At 72.0% G+C, this 26,132-nt stretch carries 16 protein-coding genes; 7 read left to right on the top strand and 9 right to left on the bottom strand.

The window, feature by feature from the left end:
- Window positions 1-80 precede the first annotated feature (80 nt).
- The gene (locus AABA78_RS14810) at window positions 81-1,421 is read left to right on the top strand and encodes a ferritin-like domain-containing protein (protein WP_338263734.1); all 1,341 of its coding nucleotides are present in this window, start codon (window positions 81-83) and stop codon (window positions 1,419-1,421) included.
- Window positions 1,422-1,461: 40 nt separating this feature from the next.
- Here the strand turns inward: AABA78_RS14810 and AABA78_RS14805 are convergent, their stop codons facing one another.
- Window positions 1,462-1,890 (bottom strand): hypothetical protein, encoded by a 429-nt coding sequence (locus AABA78_RS14805; protein ID WP_338263733.1) that lies wholly within the window; start codon window positions 1,888-1,890, stop codon window positions 1,462-1,464.
- 125 nt (window positions 1,891-2,015) lie between these two features.
- On the opposite strand from AABA78_RS14805, the gene AABA78_RS14800 reads away from it, so the two are divergent.
- From AABA78_RS14800 to AABA78_RS14785, 4 genes are all read left to right on the top strand, one after another.
- On the top strand, window positions 2,016-2,819 hold the full coding sequence (locus tag AABA78_RS14800; RefSeq protein ID WP_338263732.1) for a GNAT family N-acetyltransferase: 804 nt from the start codon (window positions 2,016-2,018) through the stop codon (window positions 2,817-2,819).
- A 120-nt stretch (window positions 2,820-2,939) separates the two neighbouring features.
- Window positions 2,940-5,288, top strand: coding sequence for a hypothetical protein (locus tag AABA78_RS14795; RefSeq protein WP_338263731.1), 2,349 nt, complete (start codon window positions 2,940-2,942; stop codon window positions 5,286-5,288).
- Between the two features lie 125 nt (window positions 5,289-5,413).
- Window positions 5,414-6,679 carry a hypothetical protein gene (locus AABA78_RS14790; RefSeq protein ID WP_338263730.1) on the top strand — a complete coding sequence of 422 codons (1,266 nt, stop codon included), beginning with the start codon at window positions 5,414-5,416 and terminating at the stop codon, window positions 6,677-6,679.
- A gap of 68 nt (window positions 6,680-6,747) precedes the next feature.
- Window positions 6,748-8,343, top strand: coding sequence for a sensor histidine kinase (locus AABA78_RS14785; RefSeq protein WP_338263729.1), 1,596 nt, complete (start codon window positions 6,748-6,750; stop codon window positions 8,341-8,343).
- 53 nt (window positions 8,344-8,396) lie between these two features.
- Here AABA78_RS14785 and AABA78_RS14780 read toward each other — a convergent pair whose 3' ends face one another.
- The 4 genes from AABA78_RS14780 to AABA78_RS14765 are packed head-to-tail and all read right to left on the bottom strand — an operon-like array spanning window position 8,397 to window position 14,665.
- Entirely contained in the window at window positions 8,397-10,673 is a 2,277-nt protein-coding gene (locus AABA78_RS14780; RefSeq protein WP_338263728.1) for a carboxypeptidase regulatory-like domain-containing protein, read from the bottom strand.
- 55 nt (window positions 10,674-10,728) lie between these two features.
- The gene (locus tag AABA78_RS14775) at window positions 10,729-12,993 is read right to left on the bottom strand and encodes an MSCRAMM family protein (RefSeq protein ID WP_338263727.1); all 2,265 of its coding nucleotides are present in this window, start codon (window positions 12,991-12,993) and stop codon (window positions 10,729-10,731) included.
- Window positions 12,994-13,035: 42 nt separating this feature from the next.
- The gene (locus tag AABA78_RS14770) at window positions 13,036-13,848 is read right to left on the bottom strand and encodes a TIGR02452 family protein (RefSeq protein ID WP_338263725.1); all 813 of its coding nucleotides are present in this window, start codon (window positions 13,846-13,848) and stop codon (window positions 13,036-13,038) included.
- 4 nt (window positions 13,849-13,852) lie between these two features.
- On the bottom strand, window positions 13,853-14,665 hold the full coding sequence (locus tag AABA78_RS14765; RefSeq protein ID WP_338263724.1) for a hypothetical protein: 813 nt from the start codon (window positions 14,663-14,665) through the stop codon (window positions 13,853-13,855).
- 376 nt (window positions 14,666-15,041) lie between these two features.
- Between AABA78_RS14765 and AABA78_RS14760 the strand changes: the two genes are divergently transcribed.
- Window positions 15,042-18,191 (top strand): ATP-binding protein, encoded by a 3,150-nt coding sequence (locus AABA78_RS14760; protein ID WP_338263722.1) that lies wholly within the window; start codon window positions 15,042-15,044, stop codon window positions 18,189-18,191.
- Between the two features lie 12 nt (window positions 18,192-18,203).
- Here AABA78_RS14760 and AABA78_RS14755 read toward each other — a convergent pair whose 3' ends face one another.
- Genes AABA78_RS14755 through AABA78_RS14740 form a run of 4 tightly spaced genes read right to left on the bottom strand, consistent with a single transcriptional unit; the run spans window position 18,204 to window position 23,973 of the window.
- A complete protein-coding gene (locus tag AABA78_RS14755) occupies window positions 18,204-19,865 on the bottom strand; it encodes a M28 family metallopeptidase (protein ID WP_338263720.1) in 1,662 nt (553 codons plus the stop codon).
- A 42-nt stretch (window positions 19,866-19,907) separates the two neighbouring features.
- Window positions 19,908-21,932 carry a glucans biosynthesis glucosyltransferase MdoH gene (mdoH, locus tag AABA78_RS14750; RefSeq protein WP_338263719.1) on the bottom strand — a complete coding sequence of 675 codons (2,025 nt, stop codon included), beginning with the start codon at window positions 21,930-21,932 and terminating at the stop codon, window positions 19,908-19,910.
- A gap of 47 nt (window positions 21,933-21,979) precedes the next feature.
- On the bottom strand, window positions 21,980-22,495 hold the full coding sequence (locus AABA78_RS14745; RefSeq protein ID WP_171421875.1) for a hypothetical protein: 516 nt from the start codon (window positions 22,493-22,495) through the stop codon (window positions 21,980-21,982).
- Entirely contained in the window at window positions 22,483-23,973 is a 1,491-nt protein-coding gene (locus AABA78_RS14740) for an OpgD/OpgG family glucan biosynthesis protein (RefSeq protein WP_370469467.1), read from the bottom strand. The genes AABA78_RS14745 and AABA78_RS14740 overlap by 13 nt, the downstream gene beginning before the upstream one ends.
- Before the next feature lie 587 nt (window positions 23,974-24,560).
- Here AABA78_RS14740 and AABA78_RS14735 point away from each other — a divergent pair.
- Window positions 24,561-26,018 (top strand): DEAD/DEAH box helicase, encoded by a 1,458-nt coding sequence (locus tag AABA78_RS14735; RefSeq protein WP_338263717.1) that lies wholly within the window; start codon window positions 24,561-24,563, stop codon window positions 26,016-26,018.
- Window positions 26,019-26,132 lie beyond the last annotated feature (114 nt).

The raw sequence follows: 26,132 nt of genomic DNA, 5'->3' as shown, positions 1-26,132 counted from the left end.
GAGGCGTCTCGCAGAGGGAGCACGGCGATGGCATCGCCATTGCTCTGCTCGCGGGACACCTCGTCCTACGGGAGTCGTCCATGAACACGAACCGGTTGCGGCAGCTGTTCTCTCGTGCGCTGCGGGCCTCGCTCGCGACGCCGCTGGTGCTGGCGGGCTGTGGCACTGGCAGCACGAACCTGTCGGGGTACTCGAACGTCGAGTGCACGCCGCAGGGTGCGCCCGCCATCGACGACCTGAGCATCCAGCCGGCGCAGGACTACGTCGCGCTCCGTGCCATTTCGTACAACTTCGATCCGGTGGCCGACCCGCCGGGGCCCACGTACGAGACGCAGGCCACGACGGGTGAGGCCTGCGCGACTGCGGCCGACGCTCCGGCCTGTCAGACCGCGCTGGAGAACGCGCGGTCCACGGACGGTTTTCATGGCGCATGCATCCAGGTCTGCTCGAACTACTTCCTGGCGACGACGCGCGGCGACGAGGTGAAGGCGTGGTCGACGCTGGAGTCGCTCCAGCAGTTGATCGGCACCGTCGACACCTCGCAGGACGCGGCGCTCCTGGCCTTCGCCGCGGGCTACAGCCTGAGCTGCGACACGCTGGAGCGGGGAGCGGTGAAGCGGAACAAGGATGGCAGCTTCAACGTCGTCGGCACGAAGGGCTTCGCGTGCGGTGAGGGCTCCGACCTGATCCAGTACGTGGTCCGCGTATCCACCAATGGCAAGGTGGATGAGCTCGAGGATCACGTGCTGGAGAAGGGCAACGGCAACTGCGCCGTGGGCCGCCGGCCCGTGGGGCTCCAGGGCACCGTCGCTGGCGGCTGCGAGGACGCGCTGGGGCACTACTTCGCCCAGACGGCGCACCTGGAGGCCGCGTCCATCCATGCCTTCCTGCGGCTGCGGGAGGAGCTGGCCCTGCACGGCGCGGAGGCGGCTCTCCAGGACGCGGCGCTCGCGAGCGCGGTGGACGAGGTCCTGCACACGGAGATGACGGGACGACTCGCGCGCCGCTTCGGGGCCACACCTCCGCCGCCTTCCGTCGCGGCCGTGCCGCCGCGGCCGCTGGACGAAGTCGCGTTGGACAACGCCGTGGAGGGGTGCGTGCGCGAGACGTACGGCGCGCTGGTGGCCCACCACCAGGCCCTCCACGCGCGCGACGCCGAGGTGCGCGAGGCCATGGTCCGCATCGCCGAGGACGAGACGCGGCACGCGGGCCTGTCGTGGGACATCGACCGGTGGGTGCGCTCGCGGCTGTCCGCTCCGGAGCAGGAGGCGCTGCGCGAGGCACGGAAGCGCGCGGTGGCCCTGCTGCGCGCGGAGGTCGCGGTGCCGGTCGATGCCGCGCTCGTCACCGAAGCGGGGCTGCCCACGCCCGAGGTCGCGCTGGCGCTGCTCGACACGCTGGAGCAGGAGCTGTGGGCCTGAACGGGCCTGGGGCCGCGATTGTTGGCGCGGCCCCTCGCGTTCATGCGCCGTTCGTCGGCTTGTTGCGCCTGGCGGCCTCGCGCGCGGCTTCGAGCACGTCGTCCACGGCGGACTCCACCGCGTCGCTGACCAGCTCCGGCGCGGAGGTGCGCCAGCGCTCCAGCGACGCTTCGTGCATCGCCTCCGGATCCTGGAGCCGCGCGTCCGTCTCCGGAGCCACCTCCGCGATGCAGTCCGGGCACACGCCTTCGAGCGCCCGCGACCACACCTCCAGGTGCGTGGTGATGAGCACGCCCTCCATGGCCAGGGCCTCGCGCAGCCCCCGCTGGCCCGCGCCGCGCATCTGCGTCCCGTGCACGCGGTCCAGCATCGTCCGCATCCAGGAGGCCACCGCCTCCGGCTTCGGACAGGTCTGCCTGCCGCACACCCGGCACGTCGTCTGCCAGGGCTGTCCTTCCATGGGGTTCATCGCGGCGGGCTCCTCGCGCTCGGGTCGCGCCGTCGTTTAGCAGGCCCCCTCCCCCGGCGCACGTAGACGCGGGCCTCCAGGAATGCGGAGAATCCAACGCCCTTGAGCCAGTTGGAGGCAGGCCCATGTCCCGAGCCGAAATCGACGAATCGCACGCGCAGTTCCGTGGAGCCTGGAGACTGTTCGCGCTGGGGCTGCCCGGTGGGGAGGTCGTGGAGCGGACGGACGTGTTCATCACGGCGGGCGGCGTGGCGTGGTCCCTGATGAACATGGCGTTCCTGACGCGGCCGGTGGAGACGGAGGCGGAGCTGGAGCGCGCGGTGGACTCGGCCGCGAGCTACTTCGCGCAGGGCCCCAACGGCTGGGCCTTCACGCTGACGCCGGACTGGCTCTCCCCGGCGCTGCGTGAGCGGGCGGACACACTGCTCGCCGCGCGGGGGCTCAAGCCGGGGATGCTCACGACAGGCATGGTGGCGGACCGGCTGCGGGAACCGGTGCGGCCCCTGGCGCCGCTCGACCTCCGGCAGGTGCGGGATGAGTGGGGCCGCAACGCGATCGCGGACGTGAACTCCGCCAGCTACGACGTGCCGCGGGCGCTGGGGCGGGAGGCCCTGGCCGCGCCGGGCATCTACGGCCCCGAGTGCCGCGCCTTCGTCGGCTGTCACGACGGCGCTCCCGCGACGACCACGGCGGCGCTGCGCGTGGATGGCGTCGTCTATATCGCGCTCGTGGCGACGCTCGCGGAGCACCGCCGCCAGGGCGCCGCGGAGACGGTCCTCCGGCGCACGCTGGAGGAAGCGAAGCGCGCGTGGGGTCTGGAGCGCACGGTGCTGCACGCCACGGCCGCCGGCGCCCCCGTCTACCGCCGCATGGGCTACCGCGACGTGACGACGTTCTGCTCGTACTTCGCGCCGCCGAAGGAAGCGTGAGGCATCGCTCGCTGGACGCAGCACCTGGGACCGGAAACAATCCGCGTCCCGATGGAGCCCCCCGCCTCCCCTGAGCGCGCCGAGCCACGAGTCCCCGGTCCGCGCGCGGCGTGGGCCGTCGTGGGAGGCGCGCTCGGGCTGACGTGCCTGTTCTTCCACCGGGCCGTCTTCAGCGCGCAGGTCTTCACCGGGCGGGACATGCTGCTCGTCTACGCGCCGCTGCGCCGCTACTGGGCGGAGCGCGTGTCCCACGGCGACTTCCCGGGCTGGTATCCCTTCGACGGCCTGGGCCAGTCCTTCCCGGGGACGATGCTGTCCGCCGCGTTCCATCCCTCGCAGTGGCTGGGGCTCGTGCTGTCCACCGGCGCGGCGATGAAGCTCACCGTGCTGCTGTGCCCGCCGCTCGCATTGCTGGGCACGTATGCGCTGCTGCGCCTGTACGCGGTGCCACGGGCCGGTGCGTTCTTCGCGGGGCTCGCGTTCGCGTTCAGCGGCTACATGGTGAGCCTCACCAGCAGCCTCGCGTACCTGATGGCGGGTGCCACCCTGCCCTTCGCGCTCTGGGCCGCGGTCCGGTTCCTCCGGGAGGCCACGCCCGCTCGCGCCACTGTCGCCGCGCTGGGCGTGGGCGGCGTGCTCCTGGCGGGAGACACGTGGGCCTATGCGTTCGCGAACGCGTTCGTGCTGCTCCTCGCGCTGACGGAAGACGGGCGTCGCGCGGTCCTCGTGCGGCGGGGGTTGGTGCTGGTGGCCCTGGGCGCGGGAGTGGCCGCGCCGCAGTTGTTCGCGGGCGTGGCGGTGTTCGCGGGCGGTGCTCCGGGCGCCAGCTCCGTCGAGGACGCGCTGCGCTGGTCGGTGGATCCGCTGCGCTTGCCGGAGTCGCTGCTGGGGCCGTTCCTGGCGAACACCGCCGTGGAGCGCGCCGTGCCGGAGGAGATCGTCAAACCGCTCCTGCACACCGGCGGCTTCTCCACGCTGTGGTCGGAGTCGCTGTTCATCGGCGTGCCGGTGTTCGTGCTCGCCATGGCGGGGCTGCGCTTCATCCCCTTGCGCCGCCAGGCCCCGTTCGTCGCGGCGTGGAGCGCGTTGCTCGCGCTGGCCCTGGGCTCCGCCCTGCCCTTCTACGCGCTGCTCTACCGCGTGCTGCCGCTGTGGCGGCCGTTCCGGTATCCGGAGAAGCTGGTCGTGCACCTGTCCCTGGGCCTCGCGCTGCTCGCGGGGTTCGGCTGGAAGGCCGTCGTGGCCTCGCCGGAGCGCATGCGGTGGACGGCTCGCGCGGCCGGGGTCCTCGCCGGGCTCCTGGCCCTCGTGGCGATCGCCGAACGCACGGCGGGCGCGTGGTCGCATGCGTTCGTGCTCGCGCGCTGGCCCCAGGTCCCCGCGCCGACGCTGGACACGCTCTCCCATGCGTTCAGCACCGCGAGCTTCATCGCGGCGGGCCTCGCGGTGGGCTGCGCGCTCGTCCTGCCAGGGCTCGCGGAGTCCCGCCCGCGCATGGCCGTGCTGATGGCGCTCCAACTGGGCGCGGCCTTCACGGCGAATGAGCCGCTCTGCATCCTCGGCACCGAGGAGCTGCTCGACAGCCCGCCGCCATTCATCGAGACCGTGAAGGCCTGGGCGGACCGCACCGGCACTTCCGTCCCCCGGGTGGCGTCGCGCATCCAGCGCTTCCGCCTGCCGCGCTTCGAAGGCTTCGAGTACCAGGACAGCGTCGCGCTCATGTCGCGCGCCATGCTGGTCCCGGACAGTCCCGCGCTGTGGGGCGTCGGCACCGCGGAGGCCTACCTCCCCGCCGCGAGCCCGCGCGTGCTGCACCTCCAGGACGCCACCCCCGGCCTCTTCACCGAACTGTTGCCCATCTACGGCGTGCGCTTCAGCGCCTACACCCCGGCGGACCACGACGCCCTGAGACACAAGCCCGGCGTCATCGTGGCGAAGGATCCTGCCTTCGAGCTGCTGCTGGTGGAACACCCGGACGCGCGGCCACGCCTGTCCCTGGCGAAGCCCCGGTGCGTCGCGGATGCGGCGGCGGCGCTCGACCTGCTGCGCGACGCGGCCTTCCGCGCCAGTACGCAGGCCGCGGTGGAGTGCGGCGACCCCGCGCTCTCCCCAGCCAGCGACGCGCCCCTGGAAGGCCACGTCCGCGTCGAACTGGACGCACCCGAACACCTCGTCGTGGACGTGGACGCCTCAGAGGACGCGGTGCTGGTGCTCAACGACGCGTGGCAGCCCGGCTGGACGGCGCTCCTCGATGGCGCCCCCACGCGCCTGCTCCCCGCCAACGTGGCGGTGCGCGCCGTGCCCACCCCTCGGGGCTCGCACCGCGTCGAGCTGCGCTACCGCGCGCCGGGCGTGCTGCCGGGCGTCTGCCTCTTCGCCGTGACCTGCCTGGGACTCGCGGGGGCCGAGGTCCTGCGCCGCCGCCGATTTCCCCGGAAGACCGGTGCGCTCACGGGAGTTGGGGGCTGACCCCGCGCGGCTGCTCCCGAAGGGTTGTCCATTCAACGCTGCATGCATCCAACCCCGGGCCCCGGGGTTTGGACCGGCGTCCGCGCTGCCTAGCTTGAGCCCCCCCACCACCCCGGACCTCCACCGTGGCGACTCCTCTTCGCACCGACGTGCGCCGTTCCACCTTCACGTTCCCTGGCGCGCTCCTGGGCGCGCTGCTCGTCCTGACCTCCGCCTCCGCCCGAGCGCAGTCCGCGCCCACGCCGCTGGAGGACAACCGCACCATCACGCTGGGCTACATCGGCATCGCGTATGAGCTGGGCGGCATCATCGACCCCACGCTGCAACCCGGTGGCACCAGCAGCGCGCGCCCCAACTGGTTCACCTTCGCGCCGCACGCGTCCCAGGCCGGCGGCAAGGGCATGTACAGCGCGGCGCTCGCGCGGCACTTCATCGCCGCCGCGCGGCTCCAGCCCTCGCTGTCGCTGACGAACGCGCTGGACCGGCTGGGGCTGGGCGGCGTGGTGCGGCTGCGGCTGCAGGACCTGTCCCTCCAGCTCATCGCGCAGGGCCTGACCGTGGACGCGGCCGCGGCCCTCAGCGTCATGACGAGCTCGCTCAACGTCGCCGTGCTCGCGGACACGCGCACCCTGCTGGCCACCGCGTCGCGCATGGGCTCGCTGTACTGGAGCGCCCCGGGCGTGGCGCCGCTCGACAAGGTGGAGGCCGTCGTCATCACGCTGGAGCGCACGCTCCACGAGGGCAACCTCGCCATCTTCAACGACATCGGCGGCTCGGCGCGCCTGTACCTGGACTGGCGCGCGGCCGCCACCGGGCCCATCACGCCCGCGCGCGTGCTCTCCGAGTTCACGCTGACGGACGCCGTCAACGCGGAGGCGCAGCAGGCGTATGCCTGGGCCGTCGCGCACGCGGAGGACTCGCCGCGCCCCACCCGCATGGACCTGCTCTTCCCCGGCATGCACTGGAAGAGCCTGCTCATCGCCGCGTTCGCCCTCTACGAGGACGCCCGGCTGGCCCCCACGCCCGCGCGCCGCGACGCCCTCATCGCCATGGGCACCAACTTCGTCGCCTGGCGTGAGCAGCGCGACCAGGCCCAGCCCGTCTTCACGCCCGCGGGCTCGCCCACCGACGAGGTGTCCCGCGCGGGCGTGCTCCAGGCGCTGACGCCGTTCCTGATGACGGACTTCGGCACGGTGCGCTGGACCTACGCGGACTACGCGTACGCCCAGCCGGACCGCGACGGCAACCCGCTCACCGCCCCGCCGTGCGAGTACAGCTGGGCGGATTTCTGGGATCGCTGGAACGGCATCCTCTTCGCGTTCAACCAGGCCTACGCGCGCCCCACGGAGCTGTGGGTCATGCCTGAACCCCTCACGGATCCGCTGGGCTGACAGACGGCCTGGACGGTCCCCGCGCTCGCTTGACGGGCGCGGGGGGCGTGCGGGAGCGTGCAGACCCGATGAGTCCCCTGCCCGGTGGTCCGTTCGAAGCTGTCCGCCACGCCGCCAAGGACGACCCGTCCTCGAAGGACGCGGCCTCCGCGCGCACACCGAAGGACACCCACCTGCCCCCGCTTCCGGCCGACGAGGCCAGCATGTCCGCGCAGACCCGCCTGCAGGTCCTGCGGGAGATGATGGCCGAGGCGTTCCTGGCGCTCGACGCGCAGGGAACCATCCATGAGCTCAACCACCGCGCCGCGTCCCTGCTGGGCCTGCCATTTGGCGCCTGCGAGGGCATGACGCCGTGGGCGGCGCAGCCGATGCTGGCCGGCACGACGCTGCACGAGCGGCTCTTGGACGCGCTCGCCACGCGCGAGCCCGCCCGGTTCCTGTCGGAGCTGCCGTCGGGCGTATGGCTGGAGCTGTCCGTGCGGCCGGTGGGCGGTGAGACGTGGGTGCTGGCCACGGACATCACCCGCCGTCAGCGCGCGGAGAACGAGGTCGCGCGCACCGAGGAGCGCTTCCGCCAGCTGGGCGAGCGGTTCCAGGTGGCGCTGGAGTCCGCGCAGATGGCGGTCTGGGAGACGAACCTCGTCACCGGGCAGGTGTTCCGCTCCGAGGGGCATGACCGGCTCTACGGCTACCCGCAGCCCCTGGAGGAGTGGACGCACGAGCAGTTCCTGGCGTCGCTGCACCCGGACGACCGGCCGGAGGTGGAAGCGCAGGTGACGGCCATCTTCCACAACGACGTGCTGTCGTACTCATCCACCTTCCGCACGCACTGGCCGGACGGCTCGTGGCACTGGCTCATCAGCCGCTCGCGCGTCATCCGCGACGCGAACGGCAAGGTGATGGTGGTGCGCGGGGCCATCCTGGACATCACGGCGCTGAAGGAGACGGAGGAGGCGTTGCAGGAGGCGGTGCGCACGCGCGACGACTTCCTGTCCGTGGCGAGCCACGAGTTGCGCACGCCGCTCACGTCCTTGCGCCTGCAGGTGGACCTCTTGCGCCGCATGTCCGAGGCCAGGGGCGACGAGCCCGTGGGCTCCGAGAAGGTCACCACGCGGCTGGACGCGGCGGACCGGCAGCTCAAGCGGCTGGCGGCGCTCCTGGACAACCTGCTGGACGTCAGCCGCATCCGCACGGGCAAGCTGGACTTCGAGCTGGCGAGCGGAGACCTGGCGCCGCTGGTGCAGGACCTGGTGGGACGCTTCGCGGACGAGGCGAAGCAGGCCGGGGTGGAGCTGGACATGCGCGTGGAGGGGCCGGCGCCGTGCCGGTTCGACAAGCTGCGGATGGAGCAGGTGGTGAGCAACCTCATCGCCAATGCGCTGCGCTACGGACAAGGCTCGCCGGTGCACGTGGCGCTGCGCCAGCAGGACGGGCAGTGGCGGCTGACAGTGAGGGACGGAGGACCGGGAGTCCCCGTCGCCGAGCGCGAGCGCATCTTCCAGCGCTTCGCCCAGGTGCAGGGCTCCGCGCGCACGGGAGGCCTGGGGCTGGGGCTCTACATCGTGCGGCAGATATTGGAAGCGCACGGCGGCCGCGTCTGGGTGGAGGAAGCGCCCGGCGGCGGCGCGGCGTTCGTGGTGACGCTGCCGGTGGAGGGGGCGTAGGCGGGTTTCAGGGCACGAGCGGCGTTCCCCCACTCTGGGACGAGGGGTTCGCGTCAGCGCGTGTAAGGCCTTCCGCCTCCTTGAGCGGGCCGCTCCGAGTTGACGACATGCACACCGGCCCGGGACAGGTCCACGGGGATGCGCAGGAGGCCGTCGGCTCCGTTCATCTCCTCGCGGATGAAGAGCGTGTAGTGCCCCAGGGGCAGGTGCCCGAAGTCGAAGTCCGCCCCGACCAGGAAGTTCGGGGCGATGAGGTACTCCCCGTCCTCTGACGTCCATGCGTCCGGCATCGGCTCCGGTCCGAAACCCGCCCGGATGGCGGCATCCAGGGCCCGTGGTGAGCGCGGCCACTGAACATCTCCCGGCAGGACGAACGCCGTGACGAACTCGCGGGAGGCGTTGACGCTCACGCGCAGCAGGGCGGGCCCCTGCCTGGGCACGAGGTCCAACCGGTGATGCGTGGCCGGGGCCAGGCGGATCAGTTTCGGCGAGAAGGACATCGGAGGCGGTCGGGGCACCGGCACGTTCAGGGGACTGCCTTCGGCGTGCACGAAGCACGAACGGTTCCCCGGGATGTGCGCCGCGTAGTTGCCCGCGATGTCGCTCTCGGCGCTCACCCTGAACCCACCCTCGCAGCGGACCTTCAGGTTCACCCTGACCAGCGGGACGCGCGCACCATCCGTCACGGAGCCTTCGAGCTCCACACCGGGCACGAGCCGCAGCTTCACTGATTCCTCATCAGGTCCGAGTTCACGGAGGACGGTCCCCCGCGCCTTCGCGTCCACGCGCAGGAACTGGCGCCGGCCCGCCACGTGCTCGAACCGGAAGTACCCATCCGCGTCGGTCCGCGCCGTCCAGGGGTGACGCCCACCGTGGCCCTCCAGGTCGAAGACCTCCACGAGTTCAACGTCCTGCATCGGGATGCCCGTCGAACCATCTTCGGCGACGACACGCCCGTGGACGGTGCGGCCCACATCAAGGATGACGTCCGGGACCTTGAGCAGCTCCCCATCCCGCCCTTCCGTGCGCACGAGGGCGGGGGCGAAGCCCAGCACGTCGATGACCCATTGGTAGACGTGGGTCATCGACACGGAATGCAGGTACCTGCCTTCCCGATCGGGCTGGGAGAGTCCGTCGATTTCGAAGTACCCCACGGGCAGCCCATCCGGACGCATGACACGGCCTTCCAGACCTCCGAAGGCATTGCGGAACACCAGCGCTTCGCCCGTCCCCGGGGGCGGTGGCCCTTGCGACTTCCAATCGAAGCGCATGTTGGCAACCGTCAGCGACATGGTGGAGGGGGCCTCCAACAGGCCCTGGATGACGAACGCCCCATCCCTTCCCGTTTGGAAGTGGCATCCGCCGTGCAGCTCCAGTTCGGAGCGCGATGCATTCCACGTCCACAGCATTCCCTTGGCGCCACCAAGGCCCTGCCCCATGGCATCCACGGCACGCGCCCGCCAGGTGCCCGGACCCTGGCTCCCTTCGAAGCTCACCGTCGCCTCCGCCTGTGCGCCCGGCGCGACCTGGACTTCGACGGAACGATCCCACCAGCAGTCCTGCGCGGGTGCGTACCGGCCCGTGACGCGATAGCGCCCGGCGGGAAGCTCCTGGAAGAGGGTCGCTTCGGGCGTCCGCTCTGGGGACAGCTGCAGGGGGGGCGCTTCATCCATCAAGGAGATCGAGGCGGACCCTTCAGGCGATGGCAGGCCATCGGGCCCCAGCACCCGGACCCGCAGCGAGCCGAGTCCACCCATCACCACCGTCAACTCGGGCTGCGGCGTTGGAAGCTCCAGCCGCGTGGGGCTCCATCCGCCCTTCTCCGCGCGAAGCTTCACGGCGCCCGCGGGAACGTTGTCGAAGTGGAAGCGTCCCTCGGTATCGCTCTTGGAACGCAGCGATGAATCCCCATCTCCGGACGGAGTGAGCCGGAGCCGGGCATCCGCGACGGGCCGTCCTTCCAGGTCCACCACGCGCCCCGCGAACGGCACCGCGCGCATCAGCGTCAGCTCGAGCCGGGTCTCCGCCCCGGGAGCGATCCGTGCGTCCGGATGGAGCAGGTTCACGAAGCCAGGCGCTTCGGCCTGGACGACGTACCAGCCCGGCATCACGTGCAGCCGCACCGTCCCGGTCGCGTCCGAAGTGCCCGACCGGGAGACCAGGCTCCCATGGTCCGCGCGGCGAGCCACCAGCATCACGCCGGGCACGGGCTGTCCCGCCGGATCCACGACCCGGACGGTGAACGCCGCCTCTTCGACGGGCCACCGGGTCTTCGTCCGCACCGGGCGCGGCGCCTCCGCGCACGCGAGCACCATGACAACGAGCCCCACCCAGCTCCATCGCATGCCCCGCAGGTTAGCAGCGCACGACGAAGCCCTGTCCCTGTCAGTCGACGAAGTGCACGCCGCCTTTTTCAGGGAGCGGCGTCTCGAAGCGGTGGACGCCGGGCTCCGTGAGGTTCACGGGGTAGCGGAGCGCGAAGATCTCCGCACTGCTTTCGAGCACGAACACCGTGTAACGCCCCAGGGGCAGGTGGCTGAATCGGGGCTCATGCCACGAGCGGTCGCTCCAGTTCGCGTCCTTACGCTCCGGCCGTGGTTCGGCGGGACCTGGATCCGGCTCGCCCGCGGATTTCATCAACGCCCGCATGGCGTCGATCGTCGACGGCATCGGGACGTCTCCAGGAACGAGCAGGACCCGGTGCCACTCTCCCCTGCCTGGAAACAGGACCTGCACGGATGCGGGCCCCGTGCGCGGACGCAGGTCCACCCGCACCGTTTCTCCCGAACCGCCGCTGGTGAAGTGCCGGGGCCAGAAGACGCGCAGCGGCGGCGAGGGCCAACCGGATGGACCGCCCGTGTCATAGACGCTCAATACGCACTCGCGCCCGGAAACGACATCCCGCCAGAACCGTCCCTCCGCGTCAGTGACTGGCAATTCGTCGGGATAGACTTCGCACCCGATCATCAAGCAGGTGCCCGGCAATGGACGTCCTGATTCATCCGTCACCGTCCCCTCCAGGTGGGCAGGCGGAACGAGCGGCACGGTCACGTCCGTCACGTCCGCACTCAATGGCATGGAGGCCGTTCCGTCCTCTTCCGTCTCTGCCTCGAGGATGAGCGGCTCACGCGGCACGTTCTCCAGCAAGAACCGCCCGTCCGCCTCCACCCTCAGGAACGCCTGGTCCCAGGCGAACGTCGACTCGTGCCCTGGCAGCGGGCTCAGGTCCACCCATCCCTTCGACAGGGCCGGCTGCCCATCCTTCCGCAGGAGCCGGACGCGCACGTCGCGCCCGGCCTTCAGGATCACGTCGGCCAGCACGGTCCGTTCCTCCCGAGGCTCCACCCTCCTGCGCGTGCTCGCGAGTCCCTCCGCCGAGAAGGTCAGCCTCTCGGGCCAGGGACCTTCCAGCGTGTACAGGTAGCGCCCCGCGGTTCTCTCGTGCTTCGTCGAGTTCACCTGGAAGGACGTCAGGGGCGTCCCATCCGGCCCCAGCACACGTCCCTGCACGATGGGATGGGAACGGACCTCCACGGAGACGTCTCCCGCGTCCGGGCCGAGCTCGACCCTCGTGTTCCCCTTGTGAACCACCACGCGCACAGGCCCCGCCAGCAGCTGATGCACCGCGAAGCGTCCCTCCAGGTCGGTCGTGCCCGAGGACTCGCTCACGAAGGCATCCTTCTTCGGGTCACCCGAAGAGGCCCTCAGCTCCACGCCCGCCACGGGCTGTCCGTCCGCGCCAACCACCCGGCCCCGAAGCGGTGCGCGCTCCGGCACGTTGTCGAAGCGGAGCGTCAGCTCGCGGGTCCCTCCCGCCACGACCTCGACGTCCGAGGACGCGCTCCACGCCGCGCCAATCCCCACCGGACACGTGACCGTCACCCGGTAGCGCCCCGGCTCCAGGCCCCGGTACACCCGGGCGTCCTTCACCTTCTCGTCGATCCAGGCCCCCTCCTTCGACACGGGATCGAGCGCCTTGATCTTCACCTCCGGCGGGTGCGCGAGGCCGCCCCCCGGACTGAAGGCCGTCACCCGCAGCGCCCCCTGCTCGCGCATCACGAGCGCCAGCTCCACGGGCCGGGCGTCGAACACCTGGCGCTCGTCGCTGTAGCCCTTGCGTCGCGCCAGCAACACGCCCGGGCCGGGCCCCATGCCTTCGAACCGGAAGCTTCCGTCCGGGTTCCCCACGAGGTCCAGACGAGGCGCCGTCGTGTCCGCGGGGATCCACGAGAGCGACACGGCCCGCAGGGGCTGACCCGCGCCGTCCACCACGCGCCCGGCAACCGAGGCGGACGGCCTCAGCGTCATCGTGACCGACGCGGGATGTTCGCGCGAGATCCGCACGTCCGGATCCACGAAGGTCTGATAGCCCGAAGCCTCGGCGGTGAAGACGTACCAACCAGGAGGCACGGTCAACCGGGCCTGCCCCTGGGCGTCCGTCGTGCCCCAGTACACCTCGGGAGGATCCGCCATGGCCTGCCGGATCCGGAACGGGATGCCAGGAAGCGGCCTGTCCTCCGCGTCCTTCGCCAGCACCGTGAGCACCGCCGTCGCGGCCTCGGTGCGCGCCAGCTCGGACACCGGTCCCTGCTTCGACGTGCCCGCGCACGCGAGCACCACCGCCACGAGCCCCACCCAGCTCCATCGCATGCGCCCGACGCTAGCAAGCGCGCGAGCACACACGACAGCCCCTCAGCCGAAGCGCTCGCGGAAGGTGCTCAGGTTGGGCCCCTTTCCATCGCGCTCGTACACCGCGAACACCACGCGGCTGAACGCGCCCGCCATCGTGGACAGCCCTCGCGCGAAGGCCTCCGCCGCGTCGTGCGGGTTGTTGCGGAACGCGCCGCAGCCCCAGGCCCCGAGGATGAGCGTGCGGTGCCCGTGGTGCGCCGCCACCTGCAACACCTTGAGCGCCCGCGCGAACAGCACGTCCCTCAGCTGCTGCGCGACCTCCGGGTCCCCCGCCGGCAGCTGCCTCGCGTTGGGCGCGGGCGCCGTGAGCAGCGACACGAGGAAGGGCCGCTCCAAGAGATCGTAGTGCTCGTTGCGGAAGAACGGCACGTCCGGCGAATAGATGAAGTGATCCGTGTACAGCGGCGAGCGCAGCTTGCGGTTCACGTCGTAGTACTCCGGCCACTTCAGCAGGCACGGGTACAGCGCCGAGCACCGCGCCAGGTCCTCCTCCTGCGCCTTCGCGCCCGTGAGGAAGCCGCCCCCCGGGTTCACCGCTGACGCGAAGTTGAGCGCCAGCACCCGCCGCTCCCCCTCCTGCTCCACCAGCCGGCGCGCGGCGTCGCCCGTCTTCTCCGGCGTCACCTCGATGGTGAAGCCCCGCACTGGCGCGGGGCGCGTCAGGTGCTCGAAGTCACCGGGGCGCACCAGCACGGTGCCCTGGACCGCGTGCGCCACCGCGTCGCGAAGGGACACCTCCCTCCCGGAGAGCGGCGTGTAGCGGCCCTCGTCCAGGATGCGAAGGGTCTCGTCCGCGACGCGGTTCAGCGGCATGGCGTCACTCGCAGCCGATGCGCTCGGGCGCCACCGCGAGGTCGTCGATCCACGCCTCCGCCGCGGAGTCGCCCTTCGGGTGCACGAAGCCGTAGCCCACCCCGAAGTTGGTGAACGGCCGCATGCCCACGTTCGGGAAGTCGAAGGCCTGCTGCCCGTTCACCCACACCAGCGCGTGGCCCGTGGTGGCCGAGGTGCTCTCGCGCTCCACGCCCCACTCGATGCACGTCCACTGGTTGGGCGACACCGTCACCTTCAGGTCGTCCTGGTAGTTCCAGCCCGTGCCCTTGATGCCGCTCCAGTCATCCAGCGCGAAGGCGCCGTTGTGCATCCCCTGGAGCTCGATGCCGCCGAAGTCGTTGTCCTTCGGGGAGAAGAGGATGAAGTACGTCCCCATCACGCCCTCCGGCGAGGCCCGGCCCAGGTACACGTACGCGCGCGTGTAGAGCTTCGTGCCGAACGTGGGCATGTCCTTGCGCAGGTGCGCGATGGCCTGCTGGTCCCCCTGGCCCGTGTCCTCGTTGTAGCCGGGGTCCGTCTTCACGTGCACCGCGCCGCTGCCGGAGCGGGTGCGCGTGCCGTCGATGGTGATGGTGGCGTGGTGGTTCTCATCCGGCTGCTTCCAGCCGTTCTCACCCTTGTCGAAGTTCTCGCAGAAGATGGCGGAGGCCGGGCACTGACCGTTGCCCGTGCTCGTGCCGGCGTCCGTCCCGGTGCCCGAGTCCGGCGTGTTGTCCGTCTTGTCATCGCCGCAAGCCGACAGCGCGCCCACCGCGAGGGAAGCCATCATCAACGCCAGTGCCGAAGTCGAACGCATGAGTCCTTCCAGGAAGAGGCGTCGCGCCCTCGCGCTCCTGCCGCGGGGACGGGACGTGTCTCCGTCCTAACACGGCCCCCCGTCCTCCTTGGAATGGGGCCCGCCAGACCCCGGCGGCCCGGGCAGGCGGGCAGGCAGATGGCATGCGTGGGTGACAGGCCCCATGGGGTCATGCGCGTGTCGTCCAGTGATGGATGCGCGCGCGGCGCGATCACAAGTGCTCACTGGAAGCGCACGACCCCGCCCGGCAGGTGCGCGTTGCCGTTCCGGCCCGTACTGCTTTCCATATGAAGCGCCAGCGGCACGGGCGTCACCCTCACGGGCAGCAGGAGGGGTGGGAGCGGGTGGGGGTTCCTGGCATCGGGGAGAGCGGGAGATGGGAGAGGCCTTCCGAAGACTCACGGTCGTCGAGCCCCCGGCCGACGAGGCGCCCTCCGCTCGTGCTTCGCCGCCGCCTGCCCGGAGCCTGCCGCCCACCGGTTCGGTGGCGCTCGTCTTCACCGACATCCAGGGGTCCACGCGGTTGTGGGAGCGCTGTGGCCAGGCCATGCGCGACGCGCTGGAGCTGCATGACGGCGTGCTGCGCGCGCTCCTGCTGGGCACCGGCGGCTACGAGGTGAAGTCGCAGGGCGACGCCTTCATGGTCGCGTTCGCGTCCCCGGTGGAGGCGGCGCACTGGTGCCTGCGCGCGCAGGAAGCGCTGCTGCACGCGAGCTGGCCGGAGTCGCTCCTGGAGGAGCCGGACGCCGCGGAGGAGCACGCGCCGGAGGGGCTGTCGCACCGGGGGCTGCGCGTGCGCATGGGTGTGCACGTGGGCGAGCCCGACTGCCGCCTGGATCCCTCCACCCACCGGCTGGACTACCTGGGGCCTCCGGTGAACATCGCGGCGCGGGTCGCGGACGCGGGCCATGGCGGACAGGTGCTGCTGAGCGGCGCGGCCTGGGCGCGCATCCAGCCGGAGCTGGCGTCGCTGGGGATGCCCGTCGCGCGCGCGCTGGGGTCCTTCCGCCTGCGCGGCGTGAGCGACAGCGTGGCGCTGGTGGAGCTGCTGCCCGCGTCCCTGGCGCACCGCCGCTTCGGCCCCCTGCGCGCCCCGCGCGAGCGGCCCGGCAACGTGCCCACGCTGCGGCAGGACCTGGTGGGGCGCGCCGAGGAGCTGGACACCCTCCGGCAGTGGATGGCGGAGGGCGCGCGGCTGATCAGCATCCTGGGCCCGGGCGGCATGGGGAAGACGCGGCTGGCCACGCACTTCGGCGCGCTGGAGTCCGACGCGGGCACGTGGGAGGGCGGCGTCTGGCGGTGCGACCTGGAGGAGGCGCTGACGGAGGACGACCTCTGCCACGCGGTGGGCCGGGCCCTGGGCGTGCCGCTGGCGGCGGACGGCGACGGCAGCACGCCGGCGGAGCGGCTGGGACGGGCGCTCGCGGGGTGCGGCGACGTGCTGGTCATCCTGGACAACGTGGAGCAGGTGGTGCGGCACGTGCCCGCGACGCTGGGGCGCTGGCGGGTGCTGGCGCCGCGCGCCCGCTTCCTCGTCACCACGCGCGAGGCCCTGCGGCTGCCCGGAGAGCGCGTACTGGACCTGGCCCCGCTGGGCCTGCCGGATCCCGACGAGACGCGCTGGGACGTCATCCTGCGCTCGGACGCGGTGCGCCTGTTCGTGCAGCGCGCGCGGGAGACGCGCGGCGACTTCATCCTGAGCGACGCGGAGGCGCCCCGCGTCGCGGACATCGTGCGGCAGCTGGATGGCATCGCGCTGGCCATCGAGCTGGCGGCCGCGCGCGTGAGCGTGCTGGGCGTGGAGCAGCTGCGCGAGCGGCTGTCGAAGCGCTTCGACCTGCTGCGCGTGGGCCGGCGGGACGCGCCCGCGCGGCAGGCGACGCTGCGAGGTGCCATCGACTGGTCCTGGAACCTGCTGGAGCCGGCCGAGCGCGCCGCGCTGGCTCAGTGCTCCGTGTTCCGGGGCGGCTTCACGCTGGAGGCCGCGGAGGCCGTGCTGGTGCTGCCGGAGGGGTCGCCCGACGTGCTGGAGGTGGTGCACTCGCTGCGCGCGCAGTCGCTGCTGTGCGCGCGCGAGGTGGGGGCGCCCGGCGGCTTCCTGCGCCTGGGGCTGTACGAGAGCATCCGCGAGTACGCGGCGCTGCGGCTGCGAGAGCTGGGAGACGAGGCGGCCTGCGAGGCCCGGCACGCGGACACGTACCTCCAGGTCGCGGGCCGGCTGCGCGAGCGCGTGCAGAAGACGGGGGGCGCGACGGCGCTGCGGCGGCTGGCGCTGGAGCGCGAGAACCTGCTGGCCGCGTGCGACAACGCGATGGCGGTGCGCCCCGCGACCGCCGAGTCCCTGGGCCGCGCGCTGGAGACGCTGGTGGCGCTGGAGCCGGATGCGCGTACGCGCGGGCCGGTGGGGCTGCTGGTGGAGCGGCTGGAGCGCGCGCTGGAGGCGTCGTCGCACGTACCAGTGGCGCCGCTGAAGCGCGCGGAGGCACTGGCGGTGCTGGGCCGCGCGTACCTGGACGCGGGGCAGGCGGAGTACGCACGCCAGGCCCTGGAGGAGTCGCGCGCCGTCTTCCACACGCTGGGCGAGACGGCGCAGGAGAAGCGCGTGCTCGTGGACCTGTCCATCGTCGCCCGTCACGCCGGGGACGGGGCCGCCGCGTGGACGCTGATGCGCGACGCGCAGGCGCTGCCCTCCGGGAGCGACCGCTGGCTGGAGGCCTACGCGGTGGGCAACCTGGGCCTCGTCGAACAGGTGCGTCGCGGGCCGGAGGCGGCCATCCCGCACCTGCGCGCGTCGCTGGCGCTGTTCCGCGAGGTAGGTGACGTGACGTTCGAGGTGGGCTTCCTCACCAACTGCGCGGTCGCCATCGGCGAGGCGGGCGACGGCGGCGAGGCGGTGATGCTCCTGGGCGAGGCGCTGGGCCGGGCGCTGAGCGTGGAGGACCGCGCGGGGCAGGCACTCGCGCGGCTCAACCTGGGCTGCTACCTGATGGACGCGGGCGGCGTCGCGGAGGCCTGCGAGCACCTGGAGTCCGCGGTGCGCCTGTCGCGGCTGCTGGGCCAGCGGCTGCTGGAAGGCACCGCGCTGGGAGAGCTGGGCCGGGCCTCGCTCGTCCGGGAGGACTGGGCGCAGGCCCGCGCGGCGCTGGCGGAGGCGATCACCATCCTGGGCCGCGCGTCCCGCTGGCAGGCGCTGCGGTTCATCGCGTACCGGGCGGCGCTGGACGCCGCGTGCGGAGAGCTGCGGGCCGCCCGCGACGGGTTCGCCGCGCTGGAGGGCGCCCCCGAGCTGCGCGAGGACCCTGCCCTCTTCCAGCTCGTGGATCTGCTCCGCGCGGCGCTCGACCTGGCCGAGGCCGACGCCGCGCCAGCCGGGAGCGCGCAGGCCCACGAAGCCAGGGCCGTCGCCCGCCGCCGCATCGCAGCGGCCCGGAACGCCCCGCGCGAGACCGCGTCGTCCGACATCCGGGGCGCGCTCCGCTTCCTGGCGGCCCGCCCCGGCGTCACCGACTCACACCCGGCCGCGTGAAGCCGCGGCCCATCACCTGCCCTTGGCCGGAGCTTCGGCCGGAGCTTCGGCCGGAGCCTCCGCGGGCGCCGGCTTCGCGAAGCGGCGGAAGAAGCTGTCGTCGTTCCAGTACGGGCGCCGGGGGGCGTCCGCCACCGCGTTCGTCAGGGCGGTCAGGAAGGTGATGAAGCGCGCGGCGCCCTCGTGGTCCACGGGCTGCTGCGCCAGGTCATCCGACGGCGCGTGGTAGCGCTCGGCCAGCCACTGCTTGAACACCTTCTGCTCCTCCGAGCCCGGCGTGTAGCCGAACTTGAAGAACAGCGCGGGCACGCCCTCGCGGATGAACGAGTACTGATCGCTGCGCACGAACAGGTTGCGGTCCGGCTCCGGATCCTCCAGCACCTGGATGTCCTGCTTCGCCGCCACCTCCGCCAGCGGCACCGCGAGCGAGGACTCGTCCTTGCCGTGCGCCACCACGGAGGTGAACGGCCAGTGGGGCATGAACATGTCCAGGTTGAAGTCCGCCACGATGGAGGTGATGGGCACCGGCGGCCGCGACGCGAAGTACTTCGACCCGAGCAGCCCCTTCTCCTCGCCCGTCACCAGCGCGAACAGCACGGAGCGCTTCGGCTTCTCCGCCTGGTCATGCAGCCGCCGCGCGACCTCCAGCAGCGCCGCCACGCCGGACGCGTTGTCCATGGCGCCGTTGTAGATGCGGTCCCCCTTCACCGGCTCGCCAATGCCCACGTGGTCCAGGTGCGCGCTGAGCACCACGTACTCCTTCGCGAGCACCGGATCCGCGCCCGGCATGACGCCCACCACGTTCATGGACTTCAGCGGCTTCACGTCGAAGGCCAGCTTCGCCTTCATGCGCAGCGGGATGTCGAACTTCGGCAGCGGCTTGTCCGCGTCGGCCAGCGCCAGCAGCTCCTCGTACGTGTGCGGCGCGCCCTCCAGCCACTTCTGCGACTGAGCCACGTTCGCGACGACCGCGACCTTCAGCCCGCGCGAGTCGTTGAGCGATGGATCCGCGAACACCACCGTCGGGTTCTTGCTGGAGCCCACGATGCGCTCCCACGGCAGCTCCAGCATCTTCGGGTTCTGGAGGTACACGTACCCCACGGCCCCTCCGGCCTTGAGCACCTTCAGCCGCTCCGTCCACGAGGAGAAGTGCGACTTCACCGGGCCCGGGATGTCCGCCGGCCCGCCCTGGAGCAGCACCACCACCTTGCCCTTCAGGTCCAGGCCCGCGAAGTCGTCGTGGCCCAGCTCCGGGATGGACAGGCCGTAGCCCACGAACACCAGCGGCGCGTCCACGGTGCCGTTGTCCCCCTGCCGCGAGGACAGCACCACGTCCTCGCCCTGCACCAGCGGCAGCGTCTGGCCGTCCTTCACCAGCGCGACGCTGGACTTCGCCTCGATGAGGCGGCGCGACTGCAAGGCCATGGGCTGCAGGAAGCCCGTCTTCAGCAGCGGCTTCACGCCCAGCGCGGCCAGCTCCTTGGACACGTAGCCGGCGGCGGTCGCGTAGCCCTTGCTGCCCGTGTCGCGTCCCTCCATCGCGTCACTGGCCAGCACCTCCACGTGCTTCCACCAGCGGTCCTCCGCGGCGGGCTTGGAGGCAGGAGGCTCCGCGGCGAAGGCCCCGGAGGAGACGAACAGCGCGAGCGCGGCGACGGACGAGACCCGATTCATGCCCCGGAGCATCCAGGGCGGAGCCGGGTCATGCAACCGCGATCAGGCCTGCACGCCCAGCCGCCGACCGCGCAGCTCCGACAGCGTGCGCGCGTCCAGCAGCACCGCGGACTTCTCCTGCGGGGACAGGGGCTCCACCCCGCCCGCCAGCAGCTTGCGCCGCGCGGAGGCCAGCGCCACGGGGACGCTCCCCGTCGGGTGGGCCTCCAGCAGCGCCAGGTGCAGCGCGTGCGCGCGAGGGTCGGTCAGCACGTGGTCCAGGGCGTCATCCACCGGCTCCATCCCCTCCTCCGCCAGCTCCTGCGCGCGCACCAGCACCGTGGGCGGCTGGACCTCCTCAGGGATGAGGAACAGGCCGCGCCGCTGCGCCCACAGGCCCAGCGACGCGCGGGCGGTGAAGACGGAGATGGCCGGGGACAGCCACAGCCCCAGGATGACCGGCGACAGCCACGCCAGCATGCCCGGCGCCACCGCGACCGTCAGCGCCGCGAGCACGGCGCCAATCGCCATGTGCCACTTGTGCCGGCGCAGCGCCTCCGACCACGGCAGGTCCGTGTCCTCGCGCTGCTGGCTGGACCAGTTCACCTTGTAGCCAAGCAGCGTCCCGAACACGAAGTGCGACTGGAAGAGCATCATCACCGGCGCCATCAGCGTGGACACCACGCCCTCCAGCGCCACGCTCAGCACCAGCTTGAACCGGCCGCCCAGCCGCGCCGCCTCCTCGCGGTTCGCGAGGATCAGGCCCATGCCCATCAGCCGGGGGATCCACAAGAGCGCCAGCGACAGCACCATCAGCCGCAGCGCGCCCACCGTGTCGAACGCGTCCCCACCCGGCAGCGTGGCCTGGAACTCCAGCAGCGTCGCGGGCGCGAAGAACCACTCGTGCAGCGCGGCGAACAGGCCCGCCACCAGGAAGATGAGCCACAGGGGCGACGCCACGTAGGACATCACGCCCATCAGGAAGTGCATCCGGCTCATCGGGTGCAGGCCGCCCGCCATCACCAGGCCCAGGTGCTGGAGGTTGCCCTGGCACCAGCGGCGGTCGCGCTGCGCGTACGCCAGCAGGTCCGGCGGCGGCTGCTCGTAGCTGCCGCCCAATTCCGGCACCAGCCACACCGTGTAGCCCGCGCGGCGCATCAGCGCGGCCTCCACGAAGTCGTGGCTGAGGATGTGGCCACCGAAGGGCTGCTGGCCCGGCAGCACCGGCAGGCCGCAGTGCTCGATGAAGGGCGCCATGCGCAGGATGGCGTTGTGGCCCCAGTAGTTGGAGTCCCCCAGCTGCCACGCCGCCGCGCCCGCTGCCACGATGGGGCCGTAGACGCGCCCGGCGAACTGCTGCAGCCGCGCGAACAGCGTGGAGCGCCCCACGTTCTGCGGCGGCACCTGGAGGATGCCCGCGCCCGGGTTGAGCTCCATCAGCCGGGCCATCTCCACCACGCTGTCGCCCGCCATCAGGCTGTCGGCGTCCAGCACCAGCAGGAAGTCGTAGCGGCGGCCCCAGCGCTCGCAGAACTCCGCGAGGTTGCCCGCCTTCTTGGCCGTGTTGTCGGAGCGGCGGCGGTAGAAGATGCGGCCCTGGCCGCCCACCCGGCGGCACAGCTCCGACCACGCCAGCTCCTCCGCCACCCACGACTCCGCCCGCGTGGAGTCGCTGAGCACGTAGAAGTCGAACGCGTCCAGCTGCCCCGTCGCGGCGATGGACTCGTAAGTGGCCTGCACGTGCGCGAACACCGCGGCCGGGTCCTCGTTGTAGACGGGCATCACCACCGCGGTGCGGCGCGTGAGCGGCTTTCCAGCTTCCTCTTCCGTGGGCCAGCGCAGGCCCGGCACGCGCTGGTTCGACACCAGCTGGAGGAAGCCCGCGACGCCGCTCCAGAACGACAGGGCGATCCACGCGAAGCACAGCGCGAACAGCCCCAGCACGAAAAACTCCGGCACCGTGGTGCCGTGGGCCGCGAGCAGCCGGTGCATCTCCACGGAGGCGAACCCGGTGGACAGGGCCGCCAGCCCCAGCACCATCACGCGGCGGGGCCGCGCCAGGGCCGGAGTGTAGGGTTGGGCGTTCATGCGGACTCCGGGCTCCCGTGCGGCTTCATGTGTGGGGTACCGCGCGCCTAGCGCGACGGCGACACACCGGCCTGGCTGGCGGCGGGGCGCAGCCAGCGGCGCAGCATGTCCATGAAGGGATTGAGCACGAGCACCTGCTCGCGCATCTGGCAGGGCACCTCCGCCGGGGCGGACATGGGCACTGCTTCACACACCGCGCGGCGCCACGCCTCCGGCAGCGACGCCGGGGCGCGCATCAGCACGTCCGCGCCCCAGCGCGCGCCGCCCACCAGCACGAACGCGGCCCGGCCGCGCACCAGCAGCGACGGCCCCACGTGCGCGGGCCCCAGCACCTCGGCGAGCCACCCTTCCACCCGCCAGCGCGCGAGCGCCAGCGCGGCCTCCGGCGACAGGGACAGCTCGCGCGTGCCCAGGATCCAGCCCGCCAGCTTCTCCAGGTCGCCACGGGCGGTGAAGCCGAAGTCCTGGAAGAAGCCCACCAGCGCGGCCTGGGTGTCCGCACGGGGCGCCTGCGGCATCGCCGGGGCGAAGGAGATGAACGGGTGCGTGGTCACGGAATCCACAGGTAGCTCCAGGTCTCGGTGAGGGTCTCGGAACCGCGTTTCAGGAAGCAGCGCAGCTCGACGGGGCCATCCCCGTCGGGCATGAGCTCGAAGGCGGCGCGGAAGCCACCGGTGACGGCGTGGACCTCCGCGCGCGGGTGCAGCACCTGGCCGCGTGAAGCGGTGACGACCGCCTCCACCGGGCCCGTGCCCTCACCGCTGGCCTTCGTGAAGTCGAGGACGAAGCGACGCGCCCCCGGCTTGCTGCCCGCCGCGACACGCGTCGCCGCGACGGTGGAACCTCCGGCCTTCGCGCCCTCGGGGGCGAAGCCCCAGGACAGCCGGTAGGAGAAGCGAAGCTGTGCACCTGCCTGCACCGGCGCATCCGGCACCCAGAAGGCCACGATGTTGTCGTGGATCTCCTCGCGGGTCGGCAGCTCCACGAGCCGCACGGAGCCCGCGCCCCAGTCGCCCACCGGCTCCACCCAGGCGCCCGGACGCCGCTCGGAGCGCGCCTCCAGGTCCTCGTAGCTGCTGAAGGCCTGGTCGCGCTGCAACAGGCCGAAGCCCGACAGCCCGTCCGTGTGGAAGCTGCTCACCTGGATCTGCTTGGGGTTCTTCAGGGGGCGCCACAGCCGCTCGCCGTTCTTCATCCACACGGAGATGCCGTCGGAGTCGTGCACCTCCGGGCGGAAGTCGTCGAAGTCGCCCCGGTCGTTCTCCCCGAAGAGGAACATGCTGGTGAGCGGCGCCACGCCCAGCTGGCGCACCGCCTTGCGCACGAACACCGTGGAGTCCACGTCCATCACCGTCCGCTCACCCGGGTGGATGGCGAAGCGGTACGCGCCCGTGACGCTGGGGCTGTCCATCAGCGCGTGCACCACCACCGTGTCCGAGCCCTTCGCCGGCGTCTCCAGCCAGAACTCGCGGAACGTGGGGAACTCCTCGCCCCCCGGCTGCGCCGTGTCGATGGCGAGCCCGCGCGCGGACAGGCCGTACACGTTGCCCCGGCCCAGCGCGCGGAAGTAGCTGGCGCCCAGGAAGGCCACCAGCTCGTCGTAGTAGTCCTTCGTGTTGAGCGGCGCGTTGAGGCGGAAGCCCGCGAAGCCGTTCACCTTGCCCCTGGGCGGATTGCCCACCAGCGGGCCGTAGGTGAACTGGTCCGTGGAGAACGGCACCGGGCGCGCCTTGCCGCCCTCCACCACGTTCACGCCCACCGGACGCGTGTAATAAAAACCGGGGTGGAAGAACTGCGCCCGGAAGGGCAGCCCCTCTTCACGCCACAGCGACGCGGCGTCGCGGAAGCGGATGTCGCGGTACTGATCGTAGGTGAGCTTCTCGAAGGACGAGGGCACGCCGACGGGCGGCTCCTGGTACGGCTTCGCCGCCAGCGCGCGGGCCTTCTCCTCCACCGCCGCCGCCGAGAAGCCGGAGGCCTTCGCCGCCGCCCCCGCCTTCGGCTGCTGGGCACACGCCAGCGCCGCAACGCACAGCCCCATCCCCCAGGCCATCCCCACCGTCTGTCGCTGCCACCGCTTCAAGTCCCGCTCCTCACCAGGGGCCACCGCCCGCGCCAGTACGGCGCGACGCGGCAAAGGCTAGCAACGGTCATGCCAAACGACAGGCCCTGGGGAATTGCCCAATCATTCCAATGATTTGCTCCTGGACGGGTCCAGGGCGGATACTTGCTACCCAAATGATTCCGGTTGCTTGGGAGGGCGTCCGAGAGAGAGGGCCATCGGCGCCTGGACTGGGGGGTTGTGGACGATGGGGACAGGCGGCCAACAGCCCTGTCCGAAATCTCCACAGCGGCGTGGGGCAGCCGGGCGGGAAGGATTTCCCGGGACATTGCCCCCCGTTGCAGGCAGTGTGGCCGCGCCCTGGGCGGCGCCGGGAATCCATCCGGAGGCCCAGGGGTTCCAAGACGTTTCCAGGTGCCTCGGGCCGCAGGTTGGCCTGACCGCGTACCGCCAGGCGCCCCCGCAATACCGCGGGAGGGCGCGCTGCGCGGTCGGTCCCCCGCCAGAGGGGGGAGTGGTCCCCCGCCAGAACGGGGAGTGCGCCCACCCATCTCATGCGGGATTTCATGACTTTCGACGAACTGCAGTTGACCGATTCGCTCCTCAAGGCCGTCAAGGCGGAGGGCTACACCACGCCGACGCCCATCCAGGTGAAGGCGATTCCCCATGCCCTCGCGGGCAAGGACGTGTTGGGCGTGGCCCAGACGGGTACGGGCAAGACGGCGGCGTTCGCGCTGCCCATCCTCCAGCGCCTGTCGGCGAAGGCGCCCGCGGGCGGCGCCCGTCCGGTGCGCTGCCTGGTGCTGACGCCCACGCGCGAGCTGGCCAGCCAGGTGAGCGACAGCTTTGGCACCTACGGCAAGCACCTGCCCCTGCGCCACGCGGTGGTGTTCGGCGGCGTGGGCCAGAACCCGCAGGTCCAGGCACTGCGCCAGGGCGTGGACATCCTGGTGGCGACGCCGGGGCGCCTGCTGGATCTCATCGACCAGGGCTTCGTGACGCTGCGGGCGCTGGAGGTGTTCGTGCTCGACGAGGCGGACCGCATGCTGGACATGGGGTTCATCCACGACGTGCGGCGGGTCATCAAGGTGCTGCCGCAGGTGCGCCAGACGCTGTTCTTCAGCGCGACGCTGCCGCCGGACATCATGGACCTGGCGCGCAACATCCTGAAGGACCCCGTGCGCGTGGAGGTGTCCCCCGCGTCCAGCACGGCGGAGACGGTGAGCCAGCAGGTGTACTTCGTGGAGCGCGAGGAGAAGCGCGCGCTGCTCACGCACCTGCTCCAGGACGCGAAGGCGATTCCGCGCGCGCTCGTCTTCACGCGCACGAAGCACGGCGCCAACCGCGTGGCCAAGCAGCTCACGGCGGCGGGGGTGCGCGCGGACGCCATCCACGGCAACAAGAGCCAGAACGCCCGCGAGCGCGCGCTGGACGAGTTCCGCGCGGGCACCCTGCGCGTGCTGGTGGCCACGGACATCGCGGCGCGCGGCATCGACATCGACGGGCTGTCGCACGTGTTCAACTACGACCTGCCCAACGTGCCGGAGCAGTACGTGCACCGCATCGGCCGCACGGGCCGCGCGGGCGCCAGCGGCCAGGCCGTGTCCTTCTGCGACTCCGAGGAGCGCGCGTACCTGCGCGACATCGAGCGCACCATCCGCCGCAGCGTGCCGGTGGTGGCGGACTCCGCCTTCCGTTCGCAGCTGCCCCCTCCCCTGCCCGGTGACGTGGAGGACAGCCGGCCCCCGATGAACCGGGGTGGCCGGGGTCCCTCGCGCGGCAACGGCGGCGGTGGCGGCGGTGGCGGTCAGCGCCGTGGCGGCGGTCAGCGCCGCGCGGGTGGTGGCGGCGGCCAGGGCGGCCGTCCGAACGGTGGCCAGTCGCGTCAGGCGAGCGGCGGAAACGCCCAGGCGCCGCGCGGCGGTGGCCAGGGCCGTTCGCAGCAGGCCCGGCCGGCGGTGGCTTCCCCCGCCGCGGGGCCGGGCTCGCCTCCGCCCCGGCGCACGATGTCCAAGTGGGGCTGAGGCCCTCCTCCCGGGTCGGGCGTGGCCGTGACGGTCGCGCCTCTTCCGGCTGAGCAGGGACGGATGGAGTTCACGACGCCCGGGTCCTCTTTCGAGGGTCCGGGCGTTCGACTG

It is taken from the genome of Corallococcus caeni, assembly GCF_036245865.1.
Lineage (GTDB): Bacteria > Myxococcota > Myxococcia > Myxococcales > Myxococcaceae > Corallococcus > Corallococcus caeni.
Note: the sequence above shows the minus strand (reverse complement) of the source record. Positions and strands in the feature narration are given on the sequence as shown.